At 40.6% G+C, this 19,497-nt stretch carries 16 protein-coding genes, 1 tRNA gene and 2 pseudogenes; 11 read left to right on the top strand and 8 right to left on the bottom strand.

The genetic code is table 11. The features are described 5' to 3' along the window. Window positions 1-43: 43 nt before the first annotated feature. Window positions 44-1,267, bottom strand: a complete 1,224-nt coding sequence (gene ampH / locus OO7_RS00090) for a D-alanyl-D-alanine-carboxypeptidase/endopeptidase AmpH (RefSeq protein ID WP_008913929.1) — start codon at window positions 1,265-1,267, stop codon at window positions 44-46. 430 nt (window positions 1,268-1,697) lie between these two features. Between ampH and OO7_RS00085 the strand changes: the two genes are divergently transcribed. From OO7_RS00085 to traN, 6 genes and pseudogenes are all read left to right on the top strand, one after another. Continuing rightward, window positions 1,698-1,782 (top strand) — tRNA-Leu (locus OO7_RS00085). 316 nt (window positions 1,783-2,098) lie between these two features. Further along, window positions 2,099-3,364 carry a tyrosine-type recombinase/integrase gene (locus tag OO7_RS00080; protein ID WP_004915968.1) on the top strand — a complete coding sequence of 422 codons (1,266 nt, stop codon included), beginning with the start codon at window positions 2,099-2,101 and terminating at the stop codon, window positions 3,362-3,364. 81 nt (window positions 3,365-3,445) lie between these two features. Then, a pseudogene (locus tag OO7_RS17000) lies at window positions 3,446-3,694 on the top strand (tyrosine-type recombinase/integrase); the annotation flags it as partial. Window positions 3,695-3,813: 119 nt separating this feature from the next. Further along, window positions 3,814-4,098 (top strand): phage tail tape measure protein, encoded by a 285-nt coding sequence (locus tag OO7_RS00075; protein WP_008913927.1) that lies wholly within the window; start codon window positions 3,814-3,816, stop codon window positions 4,096-4,098. 323 nt (window positions 4,099-4,421) lie between these two features. After that, the gene (locus OO7_RS00070) at window positions 4,422-5,006 is read left to right on the top strand and encodes an antirestriction protein ArdA (RefSeq protein ID WP_008913926.1); all 585 of its coding nucleotides are present in this window, start codon (window positions 4,422-4,424) and stop codon (window positions 5,004-5,006) included. A gap of 189 nt (window positions 5,007-5,195) precedes the next feature. Next, window positions 5,196-5,597 carry a conjugal transfer protein TraN gene (gene traN, locus OO7_RS16285; RefSeq protein ID WP_473086675.1) on the top strand — a complete coding sequence of 134 codons (402 nt, stop codon included), beginning with the start codon at window positions 5,196-5,198 and terminating at the stop codon, window positions 5,595-5,597. 227 nt (window positions 5,598-5,824) lie between these two features. Here the strand turns inward: traN and OO7_RS16910 are convergent, their stop codons facing one another. From OO7_RS16910 to dalD, 5 genes and pseudogenes are all read right to left on the bottom strand, one after another. Beyond that, window positions 5,825-6,004, bottom strand: coding sequence for an SMI1/KNR4 family protein (locus OO7_RS16910; RefSeq protein WP_163762181.1), 180 nt, complete (start codon window positions 6,002-6,004; stop codon window positions 5,825-5,827). Beyond that, window positions 5,952-6,236, bottom strand: a pseudogene (locus OO7_RS16275) (IS5 family transposase); the annotation flags it as partial. The gene OO7_RS16910 and the pseudogene OO7_RS16275, both read right to left, overlap by 53 nt. A gap of 154 nt (window positions 6,237-6,390) precedes the next feature. After that, window positions 6,391-7,680 carry an MFS transporter gene (locus OO7_RS00055; RefSeq protein ID WP_008913923.1) on the bottom strand — a complete coding sequence of 430 codons (1,290 nt, stop codon included), beginning with the start codon at window positions 7,678-7,680 and terminating at the stop codon, window positions 6,391-6,393. Between the two features lie 90 nt (window positions 7,681-7,770). Further along, window positions 7,771-9,240: a xylulokinase gene (gene xylB / locus OO7_RS00050; protein ID WP_008913922.1), complete on the bottom strand. Its 1,470-nt coding sequence runs from the start codon at window positions 9,238-9,240 to the stop codon at window positions 7,771-7,773. An 11-nt stretch (window positions 9,241-9,251) separates the two neighbouring features. Then, entirely contained in the window at window positions 9,252-10,640 is a 1,389-nt protein-coding gene (dalD, locus tag OO7_RS00045; protein WP_008913921.1) for a D-arabinitol 4-dehydrogenase, read from the bottom strand. A 196-nt stretch (window positions 10,641-10,836) separates the two neighbouring features. Here dalD and OO7_RS00040 point away from each other — a divergent pair, with 196 nt between their 5' ends. Next, window positions 10,837-11,766 carry a sugar-binding transcriptional regulator gene (locus tag OO7_RS00040; RefSeq protein WP_008913920.1) on the top strand — a complete coding sequence of 310 codons (930 nt, stop codon included), beginning with the start codon at window positions 10,837-10,839 and terminating at the stop codon, window positions 11,764-11,766. On the opposite strand, the gene OO7_RS17370 is transcribed toward OO7_RS00040, so the two are convergent. Further along, a complete protein-coding gene (locus tag OO7_RS17370) occupies window positions 11,745-12,017 on the bottom strand; it encodes a S24 family peptidase (RefSeq protein ID WP_008913919.1) in 273 nt (90 codons plus the stop codon). The two genes, OO7_RS00040 and OO7_RS17370, sit on opposite strands and share 22 nt — an antisense overlap. Before the next feature lie 238 nt (window positions 12,018-12,255). Between OO7_RS17370 and OO7_RS00030 the strand changes: the two genes are divergently transcribed. Both OO7_RS00030 and OO7_RS00025 read left to right on the top strand, forming a co-directional pair. Then, complete coding sequence (locus tag OO7_RS00030) at window positions 12,256-12,408, top strand: hypothetical protein (protein WP_196717961.1); 153 nt, start codon at window positions 12,256-12,258, stop codon at window positions 12,406-12,408. A gap of 24 nt (window positions 12,409-12,432) precedes the next feature. Then, window positions 12,433-14,058 (top strand): N-6 DNA methylase, encoded by a 1,626-nt coding sequence (locus OO7_RS00025; RefSeq protein ID WP_008913918.1) that lies wholly within the window; start codon window positions 12,433-12,435, stop codon window positions 14,056-14,058. 58 nt (window positions 14,059-14,116) lie between these two features. Here the strand turns inward: OO7_RS00025 and OO7_RS00020 are convergent, their stop codons facing one another. Beyond that, on the bottom strand, window positions 14,117-17,167 hold the full coding sequence (locus OO7_RS00020) for an Eco57I restriction-modification methylase domain-containing protein (RefSeq protein WP_008913917.1): 3,051 nt from the start codon (window positions 17,165-17,167) through the stop codon (window positions 14,117-14,119). A gap of 216 nt (window positions 17,168-17,383) precedes the next feature. Here OO7_RS00020 and OO7_RS00010 point away from each other — a divergent pair, with 216 nt between their 5' ends. Both OO7_RS00010 and OO7_RS00005 read left to right on the top strand, forming a co-directional pair. Further along, window positions 17,384-17,590, top strand: a complete 207-nt coding sequence (locus tag OO7_RS00010) for an SEL1-like repeat protein (protein WP_008913915.1) — start codon at window positions 17,384-17,386, stop codon at window positions 17,588-17,590. Window positions 17,591-17,989: 399 nt separating this feature from the next. After that, window positions 17,990-19,255, top strand: coding sequence for a tyrosine-type recombinase/integrase (locus tag OO7_RS00005; protein WP_008913914.1), 1,266 nt, complete (start codon window positions 17,990-17,992; stop codon window positions 19,253-19,255). Window positions 19,256-19,497 lie beyond the last annotated feature (242 nt).

The following is a 19,497-nucleotide window of genomic DNA, read 5'->3' as shown; positions in this document are numbered from 1 at the left end:
GGATATAACTCGCTATTGCATTTACTGCGTCAGCGGTACGCTTTCATCTTTTTCCATACGCATGATTAAACGACAAAGCAGCAACCATCTCATTTACTCCAGCCGTAAGCTTACTAAATTTACTACTGTCTTTTCGGGTCATAACAACAAATACCGCAATATTTTGCTGGGGGATCATAGCCATATAGCTATTAAATCCACCACCACCACCTGTTTTTTGATAAATTCCAGGTTTGCCATTTTGTGGTTTCATATAAACCCAGCCAAGGCCCAACCCATCAGCGTGACCGGCAACATCCATGCCTTTCACTTCTAGTAATTTTTCTCTAGGAAAATAGATACCTTGCTCACGTGCAGCCGTCACTTTCCTTAAATTTTTATTTGTAGATAAAAACTCTTGCATCCATTTTTGCATATCAGCAGGTGTAGAATAAACGCCACCACTACCTGCCGCGGCCAATGTGTTGTGACATGGACTCGGTTTTGTTCCTATCATTAACCGAGCACATTGAGAAGCATTTGGCGTATAAGTTGTATTCGTCATTTTGGCCGGTGAAGTGACATATCGGCTAAAAAGTTGTGGGTAAGATTGACCTGAAGCTTTAATCATTGCATCCGCTAATAAGTCATAAGCAAGATTGGAGTAAGATGCTTCAGTGCCCGGTGTTGCATCAAGTTTTCCGTTTTTCAGCCAAGTCCAACGATTGCTTTGTGTTGGCCATATAAATACAGGGCGCCCCCAGACTCCGCCAGGTTGTTCTCTTGGTAAACCGCTAGTATGGCTAGCGAGATGGTACAAACGGATAGGTTGCCCACTATTATTATCAGGAACAGAAACGCCATGATAACTGTATTGTTGTAATGGATCTGTGATTAATAATTTATGGTCTTGTTCGAGCTTAATTAAAATCTCGCTGGTCATCAATTTGGTAATAGAAGCTATACGGATCAGCGAATTTGGCCCCGGTTTTTTACCATTTCCGGGCGCAGTTTCACCGTAATAACGTGATAAAGATTGGTTATTATCAATGACAATAATAGCCATTCCACGGGCATCGCTTTCATTGAAGATGCGGTTTGCATACATATCGACAATTTTAGCGACACGCTCATAGGTACGCTGATTTCCTTCAAAGACTCGCCAGTCATTTGATATGGCATCATTGCCTTGTAATAATTTTGGTTGTTTTTCTGTCGTGCTTGTACAAGCCGCTAATGCAAGGGCTAAGGTAGAAACGGACAGCATTTTTAATAACGAATTCTTCATGTTTAGCAGCCAGCCGATGTAATAATTTTGCCAATGGTCTCAATATGTTTTAGAGCCAATTTATTTCTTTTTCGAAAAGACTTTCATCAAAGCACCAATTAAGATGCCAGCAACAATGCCTATTGCTATCCAACTTAGGAAACCCATGTTTTTCATACCTTTGGTATTGATATAAGTGCAACATTGCCAAACATAGTGGCATTACGCCGCGAGTAACAATATACAAGCGAGTGATTAAATCAAATATTTGATTAAAGTAACATAACCGCAAACGAATGGATAAATAAAAACGATCAAATAATAAACCCGATGATGATTTACTCAAGATGCTTTTTTTTTAAGCGAACAAACTGAATTCTCAATATAAATGTTGCTAGTCAAGACAAGGCAAGTATAATGACCACGTTTTCCAAGAAACACATCACTTCGTGCCGGAGTGGCGGAATTGGTAGACGCAGTTGATTCAAAATCAACCGCCTTCGGGTGTGCCGGTTCGAGTCCGGCCTTCGGCACCATAAGAACATCAAGAGACGTCAACCGACGTCTTTTTTTGTATCTAAAATCCAGTATTTGCAAGGCTTCCCTCGCGTTTTCAGTCAATGTATGTCAACTTAACTCAACCCACATCAACCTCCGAGTGAGTATATAACTGAGTATATCTTCGCTTCGATAATGTTTGTATACTCATTATATCTTGAATTACCAATGCTAAAGCAATGCAGGCGCAGCCTTTGGCGTAGATACTTAGTTGTTTATGTAACTCGAAATCATCGACTGTAATCTGAGATATCTCGTTTATATACTCACTCTGGGGTGAAGAGGATAAAGAATATGGCATTAACCGATACAAAAGTTCGTGCAGCTAAACCTGAAGATAAAGCTTATACACTGACAGACAGTGATGGCTTGTTTCTTTATATTCACCCCAATGGTTCTAAATATTGGCGTTTCCGTTTTCGCTTTGGCGGTAAACAACACTTGATGGCTTTTGGTGTATACCCTGAAATTTCTTTAGCGGATGCAAGAGAAAGAAGGGATGCTGCCAGAAAGCAAGTCGCTTTAGGTATCGATCCTCGCGAGCTCAAGAAAGAATTAAAGGAAGAACAGCAAAAGGAATTTAACACCTTTGAGAAGGTAGCTCGTGATTGGCACGCGACCAATAAAAAGTGGTCAGAAGGGCATAGCCATCGAGTCCTTAAAAGCCTTGAGGACAATATCTTTGCTGCTATTGGTAAACGCAATATTGCCGAACTAAACACTCGTGATCTACTTGAACCGATTAAAGCCGTAGAGATGTCTGGACGTCTTGAGGTTGCAGCACGTTTACAACAACGTGTGACAGCCATAATGCGTTATGCTGTACAAAGCGGTTTAATCGACTATAACCCAGCGCAAGACATGGCGGGTGCAGTTGCGACAGGTAAACGAGTCCACAGAGCCGCTTTAGAGCTTAAACGTCTACCCGAGTTCTTACAACGTATCGATGATTATAAGGGAAGACCTTTAACTAAACTTGCTGTCAAACTTACCTTGTTAGTTTTTATTCGTTCCAGTGAATTGCGCTTTGCTCGCTGGGATGAAATCGATTTTGATAATGCCATGTGGACGATCCCTGCTGAACGCGAAGCGATAGAAGGGGTTAAGCACTCTCATCGTGGATCAAAAATGCGTACTCCTCACTTAGTCCCTTTAAGCCGACAAGCCATTGAGATCTTAAAACAGATCTATCAATTCAGTGGCAACCACGAACTGATCTTTATCGGCGATCACAATCCTAGAAAACCAATGAGTGAAAACACAGTTAACAACGCGTTACGTGTGATGGGCTATGACACTAAGACGGAAGTCTGTGGACATGGTTTCAGAACGATGGCTTGTAGCTCGTTGATTGAGTCAGGGCTATGGTCGAAGGATGCAGTAGAAAGGCAAATGAGCCACCAAGAACGCAATTCAGTAAGAGCTGCTTATATTCATAAGGCTGAGCATATTGAGGAAAGACGACTGATGGTGCAATGGTGGGCTGATTATCTGGATGCGAATAGGGAAAGGGAAATTTCGCCGTTTAGTTTTGCTAAATTAGGCAATGAGATAGTGTGAGGCTTGCAGATACAGTTTTGCATACCTTGCTAGATACTCATCAAAAGCTGGTTAGTCAAGAAAGCGATTTAATTGCTTAGGTATGAAGGAAGGCTAACAGGACACGGTCTCCGCCACGAGATGAGGATTATCGTGAGAAAGGTTTTAACAGCGCTTGGATTGAAACACAGCTGGCGCATAGCAATAAAAATGCGATACGTGGAACCTATAACCATGGCGCAATATTTGGCAGGGAGACGTGAAATGATGCAGTGGTATGCCGACTATATCGATTCATTGCGAAATGGTGGCAATATTGTTCATGGGAATTCTCATCGTCAAAACGCATGATAACTAACCACGATTTATCGTAATACATCTCATTCAATAAAGAAGCTTTATCACTGAAAGCCTCTGTCCTCACGGACAGGGGTTTTTTTGCTTTTAAATCAACCTAAAAGGAAATTATCATGGAAAATTACATTCGTTGCCCGGCCTGCGATTCAACTCGCATTCGTGAACGTCATATCGGGAAAAAGACCGGAGCTGTTGCTGGTGGCGTATCAGGCGCACTAGCTGGAGCGTCTATCGGCTCTGCTGTTCCTGTTGTAGGGACGATTGCTGGTGCTGCGGTAGGCGCTCTATTTGGACGTTTAGTAGCTGGAGCTACTGCTGGGGCTGTGAGTGGTTCAGCTTTAGATGGCGTGGTATTTGACCGTTATGAATGTATCGAGTGTGAATACACGTTTGATTGATAGCCATAAGTTAACGGAACCCCCTGATGGGGTTTCATCTCTTAGGAGTCTGTGAGTCTGAACTGACCCTAGTTTATTGGCAGGGGCTTTTTTCGTTTTAACCCACACAAAAATAAATCATGATAGAAAGCATAACATGTTATCGGGATTGTAAGGCAACTCATTATCCTGATCTAAAACGTCATTAATCACGTTTAAAGCAGATTATCTGTTTTCAGCTGATGGGGATTTTATATCAACATCAGCTTCTAAAGGGAAATAGCTCCCTTTATCAAAATATCGCCATTAATTAAATCACAATACATCAATAATAGGACACGAATATGCGTATAACTGCGACGGCTTCCCCATGCCTAAAATCGGGGATGATTTCTGTTTTTATTACGAATTTAGGTAAATATAACGAAGGTGAACTGGTCGGTGAGTGGCTTGAGCTTCCAGCAACCTCAAAAGAAATAGAACACTGTTTAATGCGGATTGGCATTGATGGTATTCACTATGAAGAGTATTTCTTGACCGACTATGAATCCTCCATTGATGGCCTTTCTTCCCACATTTCAGAATACAGTCTTTTAGATGAGTTGAACGAGTTAGCCACGCAATTAGCCATGTTATCGCCTGATGACATTGACCTTTACCAGGCGGCAATTGAAATCGGTTCTTCAACGAGTTCAATCCATGATTTAATTCATTTAGCGGATAACTTGGATTCTTTCCAGCAATTAGCGGGGGTCAATAATGAATATGATTTAGGTTATTACTGGATAGAAGAAAGTGGTTGTTATGATTTAGCCCAACTGGGTCATTTATCCCATTACTTTGACTATGAACGCTATGGACGTGATGTTTGTCTTGAACAAGGGGGGATTTTTCACAGTGGAGGATATGTTTATCATACGGGGGGATAGATAGGACAACAACATGAGAGTCAAACCGCTTTCATCCCTTAAGGCGGGAAATAAAGAATGTCGTGGTACCCCAATGACATCCATAAGCTAGAACATTAATCAAACTAAACTCTATTTTAAGCCATCTTTACGGATATCCGTAAAGATGGCTGTTATGGTATTCTTTTTTTATTTAATTCAAACTATTAAATGGATACTTATCTGACGCCCTACATGATTTATTCAGTCACCATGATCCTCATTCAACTTATCTGGAAATGTGAGCTGAGTGAGTTTGAAATGAACGCTAAGCGGGTATTGAAGAGTTGCCATTATGTAGGCTCTAACCGCAAGTCTAAGTTCTTAGGTGCCTGTGTTGAAAAACGGCAGTCATATTGCTGCTTTACTTCGCCACTTTCACGGATCATTCAAGTGCGTCCGCAATTGGGTCTTGGTTGGGGCAGTGTGAAGTCACCAAACTGTGAAGGTTTGACCGCGAGTCAGTTAAATCAGGTAGATTGGAGCCAAGTCAATCTGGATGAATGGATACCTATTTTGTCGATCACGGGCAACCTACCCGAAGTACCGTCACTGGCTCAGGAAGTACGCTAAACGTGGATGGAAACCGTCAAAGTGCCGCAGACAGAGCCATTGAACGGCTAAACGGAATGGATGCCCATAAACTGCGTCAGGAGGCGACGGAAGAAATTTCGGGGAATAACTGATTGCTCCTATAAGAAGTAGAAAAATATTGCAAACTGGTCGCTTTAATAAGCCAATTAAGTGACCAGTTTGGCCCTTTATTTCTACTAATATTCTCGCTTTAAGTTTCTTTTATATTACCTATTGATTTTGAGCAAGAAATCAGAAAACGTATTGTCGATCAGCTCTGTTTCTCCTGTCTCAAAATCCAGAAAGACGACCGTATCATTTTCCTTGTTAAAGCAAATGTAGTTGCCGAAATTATCTATCGCAAGCAAGCAACCCGTTTTGCCAGAAGCGTTCAAATACGCCAGCATCCCGCCACTCCTGAAATCGGCGATGAGCAGAGCTTGACGAGCATATACCGGTGGCATTTAGCGCATTCCACTGGCAACCCGTCCTGAGTACGAAGAAAATGGCGTTCATTGCAGCGCGATTATCAACCCGCTTGCGGTGCGTACCCAGCGGGTGTTGAGTTCTATGCTCCGGGATGAGAGGAGCCATTTTCTCCCAGAGTTCATCACTGATTTGCCACTTGTTGCCCGTCACGCTTCGCCCTCAGAAATTATCATTATGTATTATCTGACAATTCCTTTTGGGATAGGCTCTTAGTTTGTTTTGGCAATAAAGTTTATTTAAACAAAGAAAAACCCCATAGATAATTCACTACCTACAGGGTTTAATGAGTAATAGATAAAGTAATTTAATGACTAGTTTGTTGTTCAGCCGCTACCTTAGCTGGTTTTATTTTGCGATTATTTTCAAAGCCGGGTTGTGGCACTTTAATAAAGAATGTCAGTATTCCTGCAAAGATATACAAACCTGTATATGCCCAAACAACACCCACAATATCAAAGAAAGGCAATACTAAACTGGCTATTGCCGGTGCAGCAAAATTACTCAGCCCCGCTGAAAGGTTATAAATTGAGACCGCAGCACCTTTATGGTGTGGCTCAATACTTGGGAATACCGCCGTCATTGGAACAAATGCAGCCACAAAAATACCTAATAAAATGGCGGGTATTAATGCGATGGCAAAATTATGACCAAAATAAACCGGTAAGTAATAAAACATTAAGCTGGATATTGCCATACCTAGGCACCCAAACCACCTAACTTGGCGGATCCAACCAATATGTTCACCAACAATTCCCCAAAAAATATTCGTAAAAATAGTGACAAAGAAGAAAACTGCCCAAATCTGTAACCATTCAGAGATGGTGAACCCTAAGCGGTCAACAAAGAGTAATGGCATGATGATTGCAAAACCAAACAACGAAATAGTGTTGATAATGCGGATTAAACTTGCCATAAAGATGTTTTTGTTGGTAAATAAAATGGTGGCAGCCCGCGACAATTCAGCAATTTTATCTTTCATGGGTAAATTAACTTTGGAGCGATCAACTGGAATGTTACGTAGGCTAAAATAAGCAATTGCGCCACCAATAGCGATCCAACCGACGGCCATCCATAATGTTCCTGTTTCACCCATCATTGGGATTGAAAAACTAGGCAGATAACTGCCGATAACACCAATGCCTACCGAGTACATCGCCCAGAACCAACCCGTAGCCGCAGCAAGATGCGCTCGAGGGATGACTTGCACCAGCATCATCATAAATGAATAAATAAACAATGGATAAGCCAGCCCACGAATACCATAGAATAACAGCATCAAGGTATAGTTTTTCATACCGAGACCAAATACCATAAATAAGGCATGCATGACAATCCAGAGAATAAAGCCGATCATCATGGCTTTTAGGGGGGTGATAATTTCAGCAACAACACCAGATGCCCACGCCGCAACGGCTGCCATTAAACCATAGACAGTAAATACCATCGCGGATTGCGCCGGTGTAAACCCTAAATCAGTAATATGTTTTGATAAAAAAGCCATTTCAAAGCCATCACCACTCATAAAGATAGCGATGGCAATAAAACCCCAGAACAAATGCTTAGGTAGACCAAGCCAATACTGCTTCTGTTCCATTGCAGTTTCCTCATTTTAATTTTGTTATTTTAATCAATCGCGAAGAGATAACCGTGGCAGTGATATGTAGGGAAACACCGCCACACTCGCCTACTGCGGCAATAATTCCCTTGCTTGTTTTTGCTGTTGGTATAATAAACGGAAAACATCAAGCCGTTGATTTAACCAAGTTTGGCACTGTTTTTGTGGTAAATAGGTACTCAGCACTTCTGGTTTTTGGCACACGGTTTCTGTATTACCGCCGTCCGCCAGCCATGCCAAACGAGCCGCACCTAAAGCCCCCGATGAACTCGCCGGGTGAGTCACAATCGGTATATCGATAACATCAGCAATAAGCTGCGCCCAAACAGGACTTCGTGCACCTCCCCCTGTTAAGCTACACTGGCTAATTTGCGTTCCCGTTTGCGTTAAAACCTGCATGCCATCCGCCAGAGCGAAGGTCACTCCTTCAATCACCGCATAACCAAGCTGAGCACGCGTTGTTTCATTTTTTAACGCAAAGAATGAGCCCATTGCGTAAGGGTCATTATGGGGTGTTCTTTCCCCTGATAGGTAAGGCAAAAATACTGGCGCTTGCTTCTTCTCGTCATCGGTCAATTGCCCCACTTCATCCATTAGCTGGTTTTCCGTTGTGGAAAGAAGCTGGCAAAGCCAACGCAAACAGTTGGCAGCACTTAACATCACACTCATTTGGTGCCAACGATTTGGCAATGCATGAGCAAATGCATGGACGCCTTGGTGTGGTGCTGCTTGTAGCTGATTATTAACCACAAAAATGACGCCAGAGGTGCCCAAAGAAATTAGAGCATCACCGTCATTAACCGCACCAACACCAACAGCAGAAGCCGCATTATCACCGCCTCCACCAGCGATAATTACATCGGCGCTGAGCCCCCATTGGGAAGCTAAATCCGCCCGTAACACACCGCTTTTTTCAGCGCCTTCAACTAAAGAAGGCATTTGTTCACGAGTTAAATTAGTTGCAGCCAATAGTTCATCAGACCAATCACGCTTAACCACATCTAGCCATAATGTGCCCGACGCATCAGACATATCACTGGTAAATTGACCAGTCATTTTCCAACGTAAATAATCTTTAGGAAGCAATACCTTAGCAACTTGTTTGAATATTTCTGGTTCATGGCGTGCGACCCACAATAACTTGGGCGCCGTGAAACCTGGCATCACTAAATTAGCACCAATCGTTAGAAACTCAGGGTGATTTGCCATTAACCATTCACATTCCTTCGCACTGCGGGTGTCATTCCATAAGATACAGTCACGAAGTACTTGGTGTTCGCTGTTTAATAATACTGCGCCGTGCATTTGGCCCGATAAACCAATCGCTTTCACCGCTGCCCATGCTTCTGGGGCTTTTTGGCGCAAGGTAGCCGCAACCGCGTTAGTGGCTTCCCACCAACTATCTGGTGATTGTTCTGCCCACTGAGAATGTGGCCTTTGTACTGTTAATGCCATGTGACTTGAGGCAACAATTTCGCCCTGAGCATTAATTAATACGGCCTTAAGTTCTGAAGTGCCTAGATCAATTCCGAGGTACATCGCCTTTCTCCTTACAGAGGTTGTTGAGGTGACTTGAGCCAATTTTCAACTTTTTCAACCGTGTTGCTCATCAATTCGTGGAATTCAGTAGAATGAGCGAGTGAGCCGAACAACATTTCACTTGAGACAAATTGCGACAATGCGTCACTGCTATTCATCATTTTTTGATACAGTGCCACATCCAACACACCATCCTGATATTCATAAGGTAATTCACCACGAGCCCAGCGCTGTAAAAATACGAAAAATAAAGCGGGCAGCACAGCCGTCGCAGCCGGAGTCTGCTGACGCTGATAGCATTCTTGGAGTGTTGGCGTAATAAAACCAGGTATTTTTGATAAGCCATCTGCGGCTACACGTTGGTTAGTATCCTGAATATAAGGATTACTAAAGCGTGCGAGTACCACATCACGGTATTGTTCTAAATCAAGAGGACTCGGCGATAATGACGGGATCACATCTTGTGTCACATAATTCCATGCCATTTGTTTGATAGCAGATTGGCGGGTGCTTTCATCAATAAAGCTCAAACCGATTAAGGTGCCTGCCCAAGCAATGCAACTGTGGCTTGCATTCAGAATACGAATCTTCGCTTCTTCCCAAGGTAAAACGGACTCAACCATTTCTACATCGACATTTTCTAATGCAGGACGTCCATTAATAAAATCATCTTCAATCACCCACTGAATGAATGCCTCTCCCATAACAGGTGCTTTATCATCCCAACCAGTATGCTGTTTTACACGTTCAGCCACATCTGGGGTTGGGCGTGGCGTGATCCTATCAACCATGGTATTCGGCGAACGCGTATTTTCTTTCACCCATTGGTACAGCTCAGTTTCACCTTTTAATTGTAAAAACGATAAAAAGCCGTGTCTAAAGCGTTCGCCATTGTGGCGCAAATTATCACAATTTAACAAGGTCACAGGTTCACCATGAGCTGCTAAACGTACACGTAAAATTTGTGTTAATGCACCATATATCGAGCTCATTTTGCCCGTTAAATCAGCTTTAATGTCTGGCTGTTCTGCATCTAACTCATGCTGTGGGGTTAAATAATAGCCCGCTTCTGTGACTGTAAAAGCAATAACACGTGTTGCTTTATCACAACCTTGTTCCACTAACTGGCTTAAATTCTCATCCCAATGCAATACTTTGCGCACTGAAGTAATTTTTTCATAATAACGCTCACCTTCAGGTGAAACTGTTTCAAGGGTATATTCCCCATTTTGCTTGGTTAAGTTATCAAGCAATGCATTCGCATCATTGCGAATATTCCCTAAGGCAATTGACCAACTATCATCCCCTTGTTGACACAAGCGGTGCAAATACCACGCTTGGTGAGCACGATGAAATGACCCAGCACCGATGTGCATCCACACTGATTTCTGCTTTAGCATTGTGACCCCTTACCCTAAAATTAAATAATTGCTATTTTTTGGGCATATGCCCGTTTGTTATATTTTAGTTTCAATCTGATCACAATTACTGCGATAATGCTCACGGTATTGACTTTTGCCCTTTTAATAAACAATTGCCCAGAATTACAATAAGCGAAACCAGCAGGAGAATGTTCATGCAGAAAGAATTAAAAAAATGGAACAAGCTGCACGTGCGGCATGGCTATATTTTGTGGCAGGCAAAACACAACAGGAAATTGCGCATGAACTTGGGCTATCAAGACAAGTCGCCCAACGCCTTATTTCATTAGCAAAAGAACAAGGTATGGTTCAGGTGCAAATCACACACCCGATTACGGAGTGTTTAAGACTCGCTAATGAAATCCAGCAAAAGTATCACCTAACACATTGCTTTGTCGTCCCGTCAGGGCAACTAGATACAGAAGCGACACTCGACATGATTTCAGTGGCAGGTGCTGAGCTCATGGAGCAATTAATCGAACCCGATAAGCCTCAAGTTATTGGTATCGGTTCAGGCAGAACATTACGCAGTATTATTGATGCTCTTCCTTACCTAGAAACCTCCCAGCACCAATGTGTTTCATTAATAGGCGCTATTGCCCGTGATAGCTCAGCAACACGCTATGATATTCCATTACGTTTTGCAGAAAAATTACAATGCCGACACTATATTCTACCTGCACCACTTTATGCTGATAGCCCAGAAGATAAAGTAATGTGGTGCCAACATCGCGTGTATAAGGAAGTCACGGAAAAAGCCCTGAATGCAGATATTACCTTTATTGGTATTGGCGAAGTCGGCAAAGGATGCCCACTCAATTCTGAAGGTTTCGTCACGGATGAACAATTGGAAATCTTGTTAGAAAAAGGTGTCGCCGCAGAACTATTGGGGCATTTTATTCAAGCTAACGGTGAACGACTTTCTACGGCTTTGGATGACACACACACCAGTGTCCCACTGTTCCCTTCCCCAAATAAGCCTGTGATCGCATTTGCGGGTGGCGCACACAAAACAAAAGCCATTCAAGCCGTTATGAATGGCGGTTGGGTAACAGGTTTAGTGACCGATGAAGCCACTGCGCATCATTTATTAGCGAATAAATAAATTATCCCTGTGTCAGCCAATGATGGCATAACATCGTTATGCTTTGCTACTGGAAAACGGTCTACTATCAGCAAATCACCGTCAAAAATCCCCACGTCAATCATCGATTCACCTTGAGCAAAGCCTAAAAACGTGCTTGAAGGACGTTCGACAAGTAGCTCATCGAGAGATAGATCTAATTGGTTGTATTCAGCGGCAGGACTCTCAAAGCCCGTGATACCAGCAGAGGAAAAAAGTGGGATTACTTTCATAAAAAATCACGTTACTGTATACTTATACAGTAGTATGATTCAGCTCTATGAATAGATCAATATGACGGTGAGCTGATCGGTCATAAGACAAACAAAGAAGAGAAGCATTGCAAACTTTATGGTGAAAAAAGATTTGTTAATACAACACTCCTCTAAAATTTAGCTCTCATTTTATCTTTAGGTCCAGATCGATCCAATGTATTCTATGTAACATAACATACATTACATAGGTGCTCGTATGGCAAAGGGTGAATCAGGGCGCATAGTCCTCGAAGTTGAACCTGAACTAAAGAAAACGCTTTATTCCATTCTTGCAATGGAACAGCAGACACTCAAAGATTGGTTCGTAGACAAAGCACAGAAACACATAAAAGAAAAAAATCTGAACTAATTCAAAGCTTTTCGAAGGTAGACGATGAAGTTTAAAGCAGATCAAACCTCACAAAAATTAAGAGGTGGCTATTATACACCACAAAATTTAGCTGATTATGTAACAAAGTGGGTGTTGAGCAACAATCCTACAACCATACTTGAACCAAGCTGTGGTGATGGCGTATTTATTCAAGCTGTAGCTAATAATAATTGTGATTCAAATATCAAACTATCTTGCTTTGAATTGTTCGATACAGAAGCATCTAAAGCTCTTAATCGTTGTAAAGTAAACAACCTTAACAACGCGACTGTCACAGAGGGAGACTTTCTTGTATGGGCGAATGAACAACTCAAGAAACAACAAACGATTTTTGATGGTGTTCTTGGTAATCCACCGTTCATCCGTTATCAGTTCTTAGAAAAGAATTTTCAAGAACAGGCTCAATTGGTCTTTGAACAACTCGACCTTAAATTTACAAAGCATACTAATGCTTGGGTTCCATTCCTACTATCTTCATTAGCCCTTCTCAAAGAAGGTGGAAGAATGGGAATGGTCATACCATCTGAGATCAGTCATGTAATGCACGCTCAGTCTCTTAGAAGCTATTTAGGTCATATTTGTTCTAAGATTGTAATAATCGATCCTAAAGAAATTTGGTTTGAAGAGACTCTGCAAGGTGCGGTAATTATTCTCGCAGAAAAAAAACAAGATCCTGATGAAACATCCCAAGGTGTAGGGATTGTTAGTGTTAGTGGTTTTGAATTCCTTCAAGATGACCCCGACTTGCTCTTTGATAACACTGTTGGAATAAACGGTGAAACAGTTGAAGGAAAATGGACAAAAGCGACTCTCGACATTGATGAACTTAGGCTAATCAAAAAAGTAATTGCTCACCCTGATGTTCATAAGTTTAAAGATATAGCAAAAGTCGATGTGGGTATTGTGACAGGTGCAAACAAGTATTTTCTCGTTGATAATGAGACAGTTGAGTCATACGGATTAGAACGTTACGCTCACCCTATGTTTGGCAGAAGCCAACATTGCCCTGGCATTATCTATGATGAAAAACAGCATGTTGAAAACCAAACGCAAGGTTTGCCGACTAATTTCTTATATATAGATGACGAGTATCAAGACCTTTCCGAAGATGTCAAAAGCTACATTGCATTAGGAGAAGCAGAAGAGTATCACAAGCGTTATAAGTGCCGCATACGTAAGCCTTGGTTTAAAGTTCCTTCTGTCTATAGTACAGAGATTGGTATGTTAAAGCGTTGTCAAGATGCACCACGCTTAATCCATAACAAGGTTGGAGCGTACACAACTGATACTGCTTATCGTGTTTCTTCAACTTTTACGAGTGCTGAGAACTTGGTTTGTAGTTTTTTGAACCCTCTAACGGCCATTACAGCCGAGCTTGAGGGGCGCTTTTACGGTGGTGGTGTTCTTGAACTGGTTCCATCTGAGATAGAAAAGCTCTGTATACCGATCATTGACGGGTTAGAACATAACGCTGATGAACTGAACGAGTTGATTAAGGATGGTCAAATCGAAAGTGTGATTCGACAACAAGGCTCACTAATCTTAGGTAAGCTTGGTTTTACTCAAGAAGAGAATGAAAAACTTGTAGAGATATGGAAAAAGCTCAGAGATAGAAGATTACGCAAATAGATACATGAAGTTAGAGAATCAATGCAGCTAAAAAGCTGCATTGATTTTTTCTGGACGTTTAAAGGTTTTTATAAAGGTCTTCCACAGTTGGGATTTCTGAATCTAAATCACCCAAGTCATAGAGATCCTTAATCAGATCGTCCATTTTGGCTTTTTCTTGTTCAAATTGCCTTTCAAGTATAATCTTTTCTCTATCACCAGCTTTTTGAATTTGACCGTACAATCTGTTCAAAGACTGCTGTTGTAGACTGATCTTATCGTGAGTAGCTTTCTCTTTAGGATCATCAAAATCAATGGTTGGTATAGGCATTCTCGTTTGAACCTTTGTCCCACGAGCTACGAATCCACCTCTAAAAATCTCACCGTAGATTGAAGCAAACCATTCAAGGTACTTTGATGTAAGAACTGCTTGGATATAGTAAATTGAGTATTTAACGTCATTAGGGACGTTAATAATGCTATAACCTGCAGTGCCGCCAGAAGAAACGAATGTTCTATGATTATCGATACTGTATTTATAACCATTCGACAGCACACCGACAATCAGCTTTTGGTCAACATCGCAGTTCTCTAACGCTTGGCTTCGTCCGTATCTGTACCATTCGTTAGGTCCCGTTGGGTCTGGTTTAATAGAACGTTTCTTATGATTTAGATGAACTTTAACAACGTGCAAAAACTCAAATAATTTAGGGTAGTGTAGTTTCAGTTCATCATATTCAATAAACTGAATTTTATTACCTACTTTTTTATATGGATAAACCACAAAGGAGTTAGGCTCAAGGTCTTTATAAGTATAGAAACTATCCTCTCCATTACGATTTGTTTCAAAATAAGGACGAGTCAATTCCTTTTCGATATGATAAACAACACCATCATATTTGAAATAAACAAAACCATTTTCCGTTTTTATTTCCTTATGGATGTAGTATTTATTAGCACTTGTCTGAATGCCATTTGCGACATTGGTTTTCCCTACAATATCGCCCAATGGTTTAGATTTTGAGGACATCAAGTTTAAAATATCATTGGTTTTTTTCTCAAGAACCCATGTATCAGAATCAAGAGAGCTTGTTTGATATGTACTTGAAAGCAACGATTTATCTTCACGTGTTAACCATTTTTTAAAGTCCTTCACTTCATAGAAAGAAAAGTCATCATGGTCAGCTTTGTTTAGAAACAACAGGCAAGTGTAGGTTGTTTTGTTCTGAAATACTTGATACGAGCCGAAAGAAATGAACTTAGACAAATACTTATTATCTGACAATAGTTTACGAAGATTTTTACCTGAACCGACTTTAATAAACTTAGACGGCAGGATATAACCTAAATACCCATTTTGTTTGAGAGCTTGCATTGAACGTTCAACAAACAAAAAGTATTTATCAAACTGTTTAAATGCTGATTTATATTTTTTCTTATAAATCTCAAACTCCTTTGGTATTAACTGATTCATATGTTCAGTTGCCATGTAAGGAGGATTACCAACAATTACATCAAACTGATGGTCAAGTAAATCGAACGGATTTATTGTACAAACATCTTCTTGTTTAACTTTGTCTTTACTATCTATCAGGCTATTACCGAATAAAATGTTTGCATCAAGCGCAGGTAAAATTGGAGTAGTATTACCAATAGTTTCTTTACTTTCACCTTCAAGAAGTTTTAGTAATAAGCCAAAAGCACAAGCTTTAGTTGCATTATAGTCTTTATCAATACCGTAGATGCATTTACAAAGGATTTCTTTCTTTACTTGAAGTTTTAGTTTATATGTATGCTCTGATAGCTGTTGTAGTTTAGATTTGTCATGTTTCAGGTAATAATCCACTAAAATATCTTGAAGAGATTGAAACACTTCAATAATAAACGCACCAGAACCACAAGCTATATCAGCAAATTTAGAATTCAGAATCTCAACGTCTGATTTATCTTTACAGTATTCTACGACAGTATTACGGATAATTTCTTTTACAATATGTGTAGGTGTTGTAACGACATCTCTGTCAATATGTTCTTCTTTTGGTTGAATCTTAACGTTTCCAAACTCATCGACACGAACTTTTTCACTCAGGAATATTTCATATATATTCCCTAATATATCAGAAGAAAACACAGAGAAAGAATATGTGCTTTGTGGGAAATAGAGTTGTTCTATAATACTCCAGATACAAGAATCAGCATTGTTAATCAACTCGTCAATATATGCTAATGCAAATAACCCTGAATTATATTTTTTATCAGATGATTTTAATTTATTTACCAGAGATTGAAAATCTTTCGCTTGAGCAAAATGATAAAGAGTTTCGTAGTCTTCTAAATCTCGATCTTCGCAGACACGGAGAAATACGATACTGTTAATATAGTTTTGTACGAGATCGTTTAACTCTTCTTCTGAAAGTTCCTTTTTAATCTGCAAAAATTCACTTGCCAGACGCAAACGCCAATCATTGATTTGCTTTAGGAATAGATCATCAACACTGAATTTTAGTATCTTATTTTCGATTTCTAACCATTCATTATCGAATTGACCAGTATAAACACTTTCTCGACCGACCAGTTTGTTAATTTCGTCAAAATTATCAACCAGTTCAGTGAAATGATAAAGTTTGATTCGAGAGTTCGCTACTGTGTCAGTTTCTTTAACAGGGTTAGAGCAATCATAAATCGCTGTATATTCGAAATTCGATAAGACAGAGATTTTCAACTTGGCTGTAAAACCGTATCGTCTAACCTGTAAAGCAGGTTCTATTGCGGTTGATACATTTACATTTGGCTTTTTTGCTTCAAGGAAGAATTTACGTTCAGAGAATAATCTAAACGTATAGTCTGGTTTTTTCGTATTTTCACCAGCTTTTGCCTTTAACCCTTCTTCAACAAGAACTTCACGTTCATTTGTGGGTTTACCTGCTGCGTTAGTAATGTCCCAACCAAGTATCGAAAAAAGTTGGTCTAAGAAGTCAGTTCTTAGCTGCGTTTCGTTGTATTTGGCAGAACGGTAAAAATCTATATCTTTTTGATATTTGTCAACCAATGCCTGTAATAGCTTTTTTTTAGTCATTAATAATTCCACTAACCGTGCTTGTTTATACTGACTGAGTCTACTTTTTCTCATGGAACTATCCTAGATGATCTTAGTTATCTAGGACACTTGAGACATATTTTCAAAACTGTCATTTTGATACGTCAATTCATAATCTTGTTTATAGGTATTTGTACTAAGAACCTGAGTCAAAGTAGACTGCGGAGTATGGCTACCTTTGCATTGTAGTTGATTACTCATTGCAATGGAAATGAGTGAACGGACTGTTTCTTTTGGATCTTCTGGATCATGCATGAACGAGGTTATCTTGTTGAACAAAATACAGAAAAAGCTATCGAACTGCTGGAAGATGCAGCTAATCGAGGTGATAAAGCATCACAATATTACCTAGGCGAATCAATGTTACTTGTGACGATGAAGGAAAAACCAGATGGCACATTCGATATTGACGATGCTAGGCAACTATATTGGAAACAAAAAGCGGATTCAAAGTAATTATCATAACTGGAGTAGATATCAAACGGGTACTTTAACACATCCACCAGCTAGATTATAACGTCTAGCTGGTCATAAAAAACTTGAAAAACGGTACAAAACAGTGGTACATTGCTCCTCGAAGCGAAAACGTAACCGACTGTTAATCAATAAAAAGTTGGTATAGAACGCGTATCCTTGGTTCGATTCCGAGTCCGGGCACCACCTTATTATCAATAGACGTCAACCGACGTCTGTTTTTGTTTGTAAGGCCCGCTAAAATCAACACTCTCCCAAAGTTTCAACTCAACTGAATTCTACTCGATTCTACCCACATCAACCCCATTGCGTGGGTACAATTGCGGGTATACACTGGTTCGATAGAATTTTGTACCCACTTTATCTCTCAGGAAGCTGACTATGGCACTGACTGACGCTAAAATTCGGGTCGCTAAACCCGATGTCAAATCTTATAAACTCACCGATGGTGCAGGTCTGCATTTACTCGTTCATACCAATGGCTCTAAATATTGGCGATTACGTTACCGTCACTTAGGTAAAGAGAAAACCTTAGCCTTAGGTTTATACCCTGATGTGTCTTTATCTGAAGCAAGGCTTAAACGCGATGAAGCCAGAAAACTGATTGCTAACGGTGTTGATCCGTGCGAACAAAAACGTGTGGCTAAAGCGGCCTCAGATGCTAATCTCTCTTTTGAAACCATCGCAAGACAATGGCATGCCAGCAATAAAAAATGGTCTGAATCACACAGTGAAAAGGTTTTAAAGAGTTTGGAGTCACATGTATTCCCATACATTGGTCTACGTGATATCACTACCCTCAAAACACCTGATCTACTGATCCCTATCCGCGCAGCAGAAAGTAAAAAGATTTATGAGATCGCTGCGCGTTTACAGCAACGTATCGCTGCTGTCATGCGTTATGCGGTGCAATCAGGTATTATTGGCTATAACCCTGCTATTGATACCGCAGGGGCTGTAACGACTGTACAACGCCAACACCGTCCAGCTCTTAATCTTGACCGTCTACCTGAACTCATTGCCCGTATCGATGCTTATAAAGGGCAGCCCGTCACTCGCCTAGCCGTGATGTTAAATTTATTAGTGTTTATTAGGTCAAGCGAACTTCGCTATGCGCGTTGGTCTGAAATTGACTTCGATAAAGCCTTATGGACTATTCCTGCTCAGCGAAAGCCTATATCCGGTGTTAAATTCTCATACAGAGGCGCTAAAATGCGCACTCCGCATTTAGTTCCCCTTAGCCACCAAGCCATCATTATACTGAAAGAAATTTGGGCATGGACGGGTGAACATGAATTGATCCTAACGGGCGCTCATAATCCCTTTAAACCAATGAGTGAAAATACTGTGAACAAAGCCTTACGCGTCATGGGTTATGATACCAAAATTGAAATTTGTGGGCATGGTTTTAGAACGATGGCATGTAGCTCATTAATTGAATCAGGGTTGTGGTCTAAGGATGCAGTAGAACGTCAGATGAGCCATCAAGAGCGTAATTCCGTTCGTGCTGCTTATATCCATAAAGCCGAACATATTGAGGAAAGGCGATTGATGGTACAGTGGTGGGCGGATTATTTGGATGCTAATCAGGAACAAACTATTTCACCCTTTGATTTTGCCAAGTTTAATAATCCAATGAATCACTAAGACTTTAACCATGTCATATAGGAGATCCATTTGCAATCTGAGAAGTCAAATAATGCGGTAGTATGCCGACTACATGGATTCTTTGGAAAGCCAAAATAAAGTAATTTCAGAATAGCTTATGCCTAAAAACGTAATCATGATCACCGTTTTATTATAATGCATTTTAGTTTGTAACCCATATTCCACCAAAGCAAGAGCCTCTGTCCTGATGAACTGACCCTAGTTTATTGGATAGGGGCTTT

Origin of the sequence: Providencia sneebia DSM 19967, from assembly GCF_000314895.2 — a bacterium.
Lineage (GTDB): Bacteria > Pseudomonadota > Gammaproteobacteria > Enterobacterales > Enterobacteriaceae > Providencia > Providencia sneebia.
Note: the sequence above shows the minus strand (reverse complement) of the source record. Positions and strands in the feature narration are given on the sequence as shown.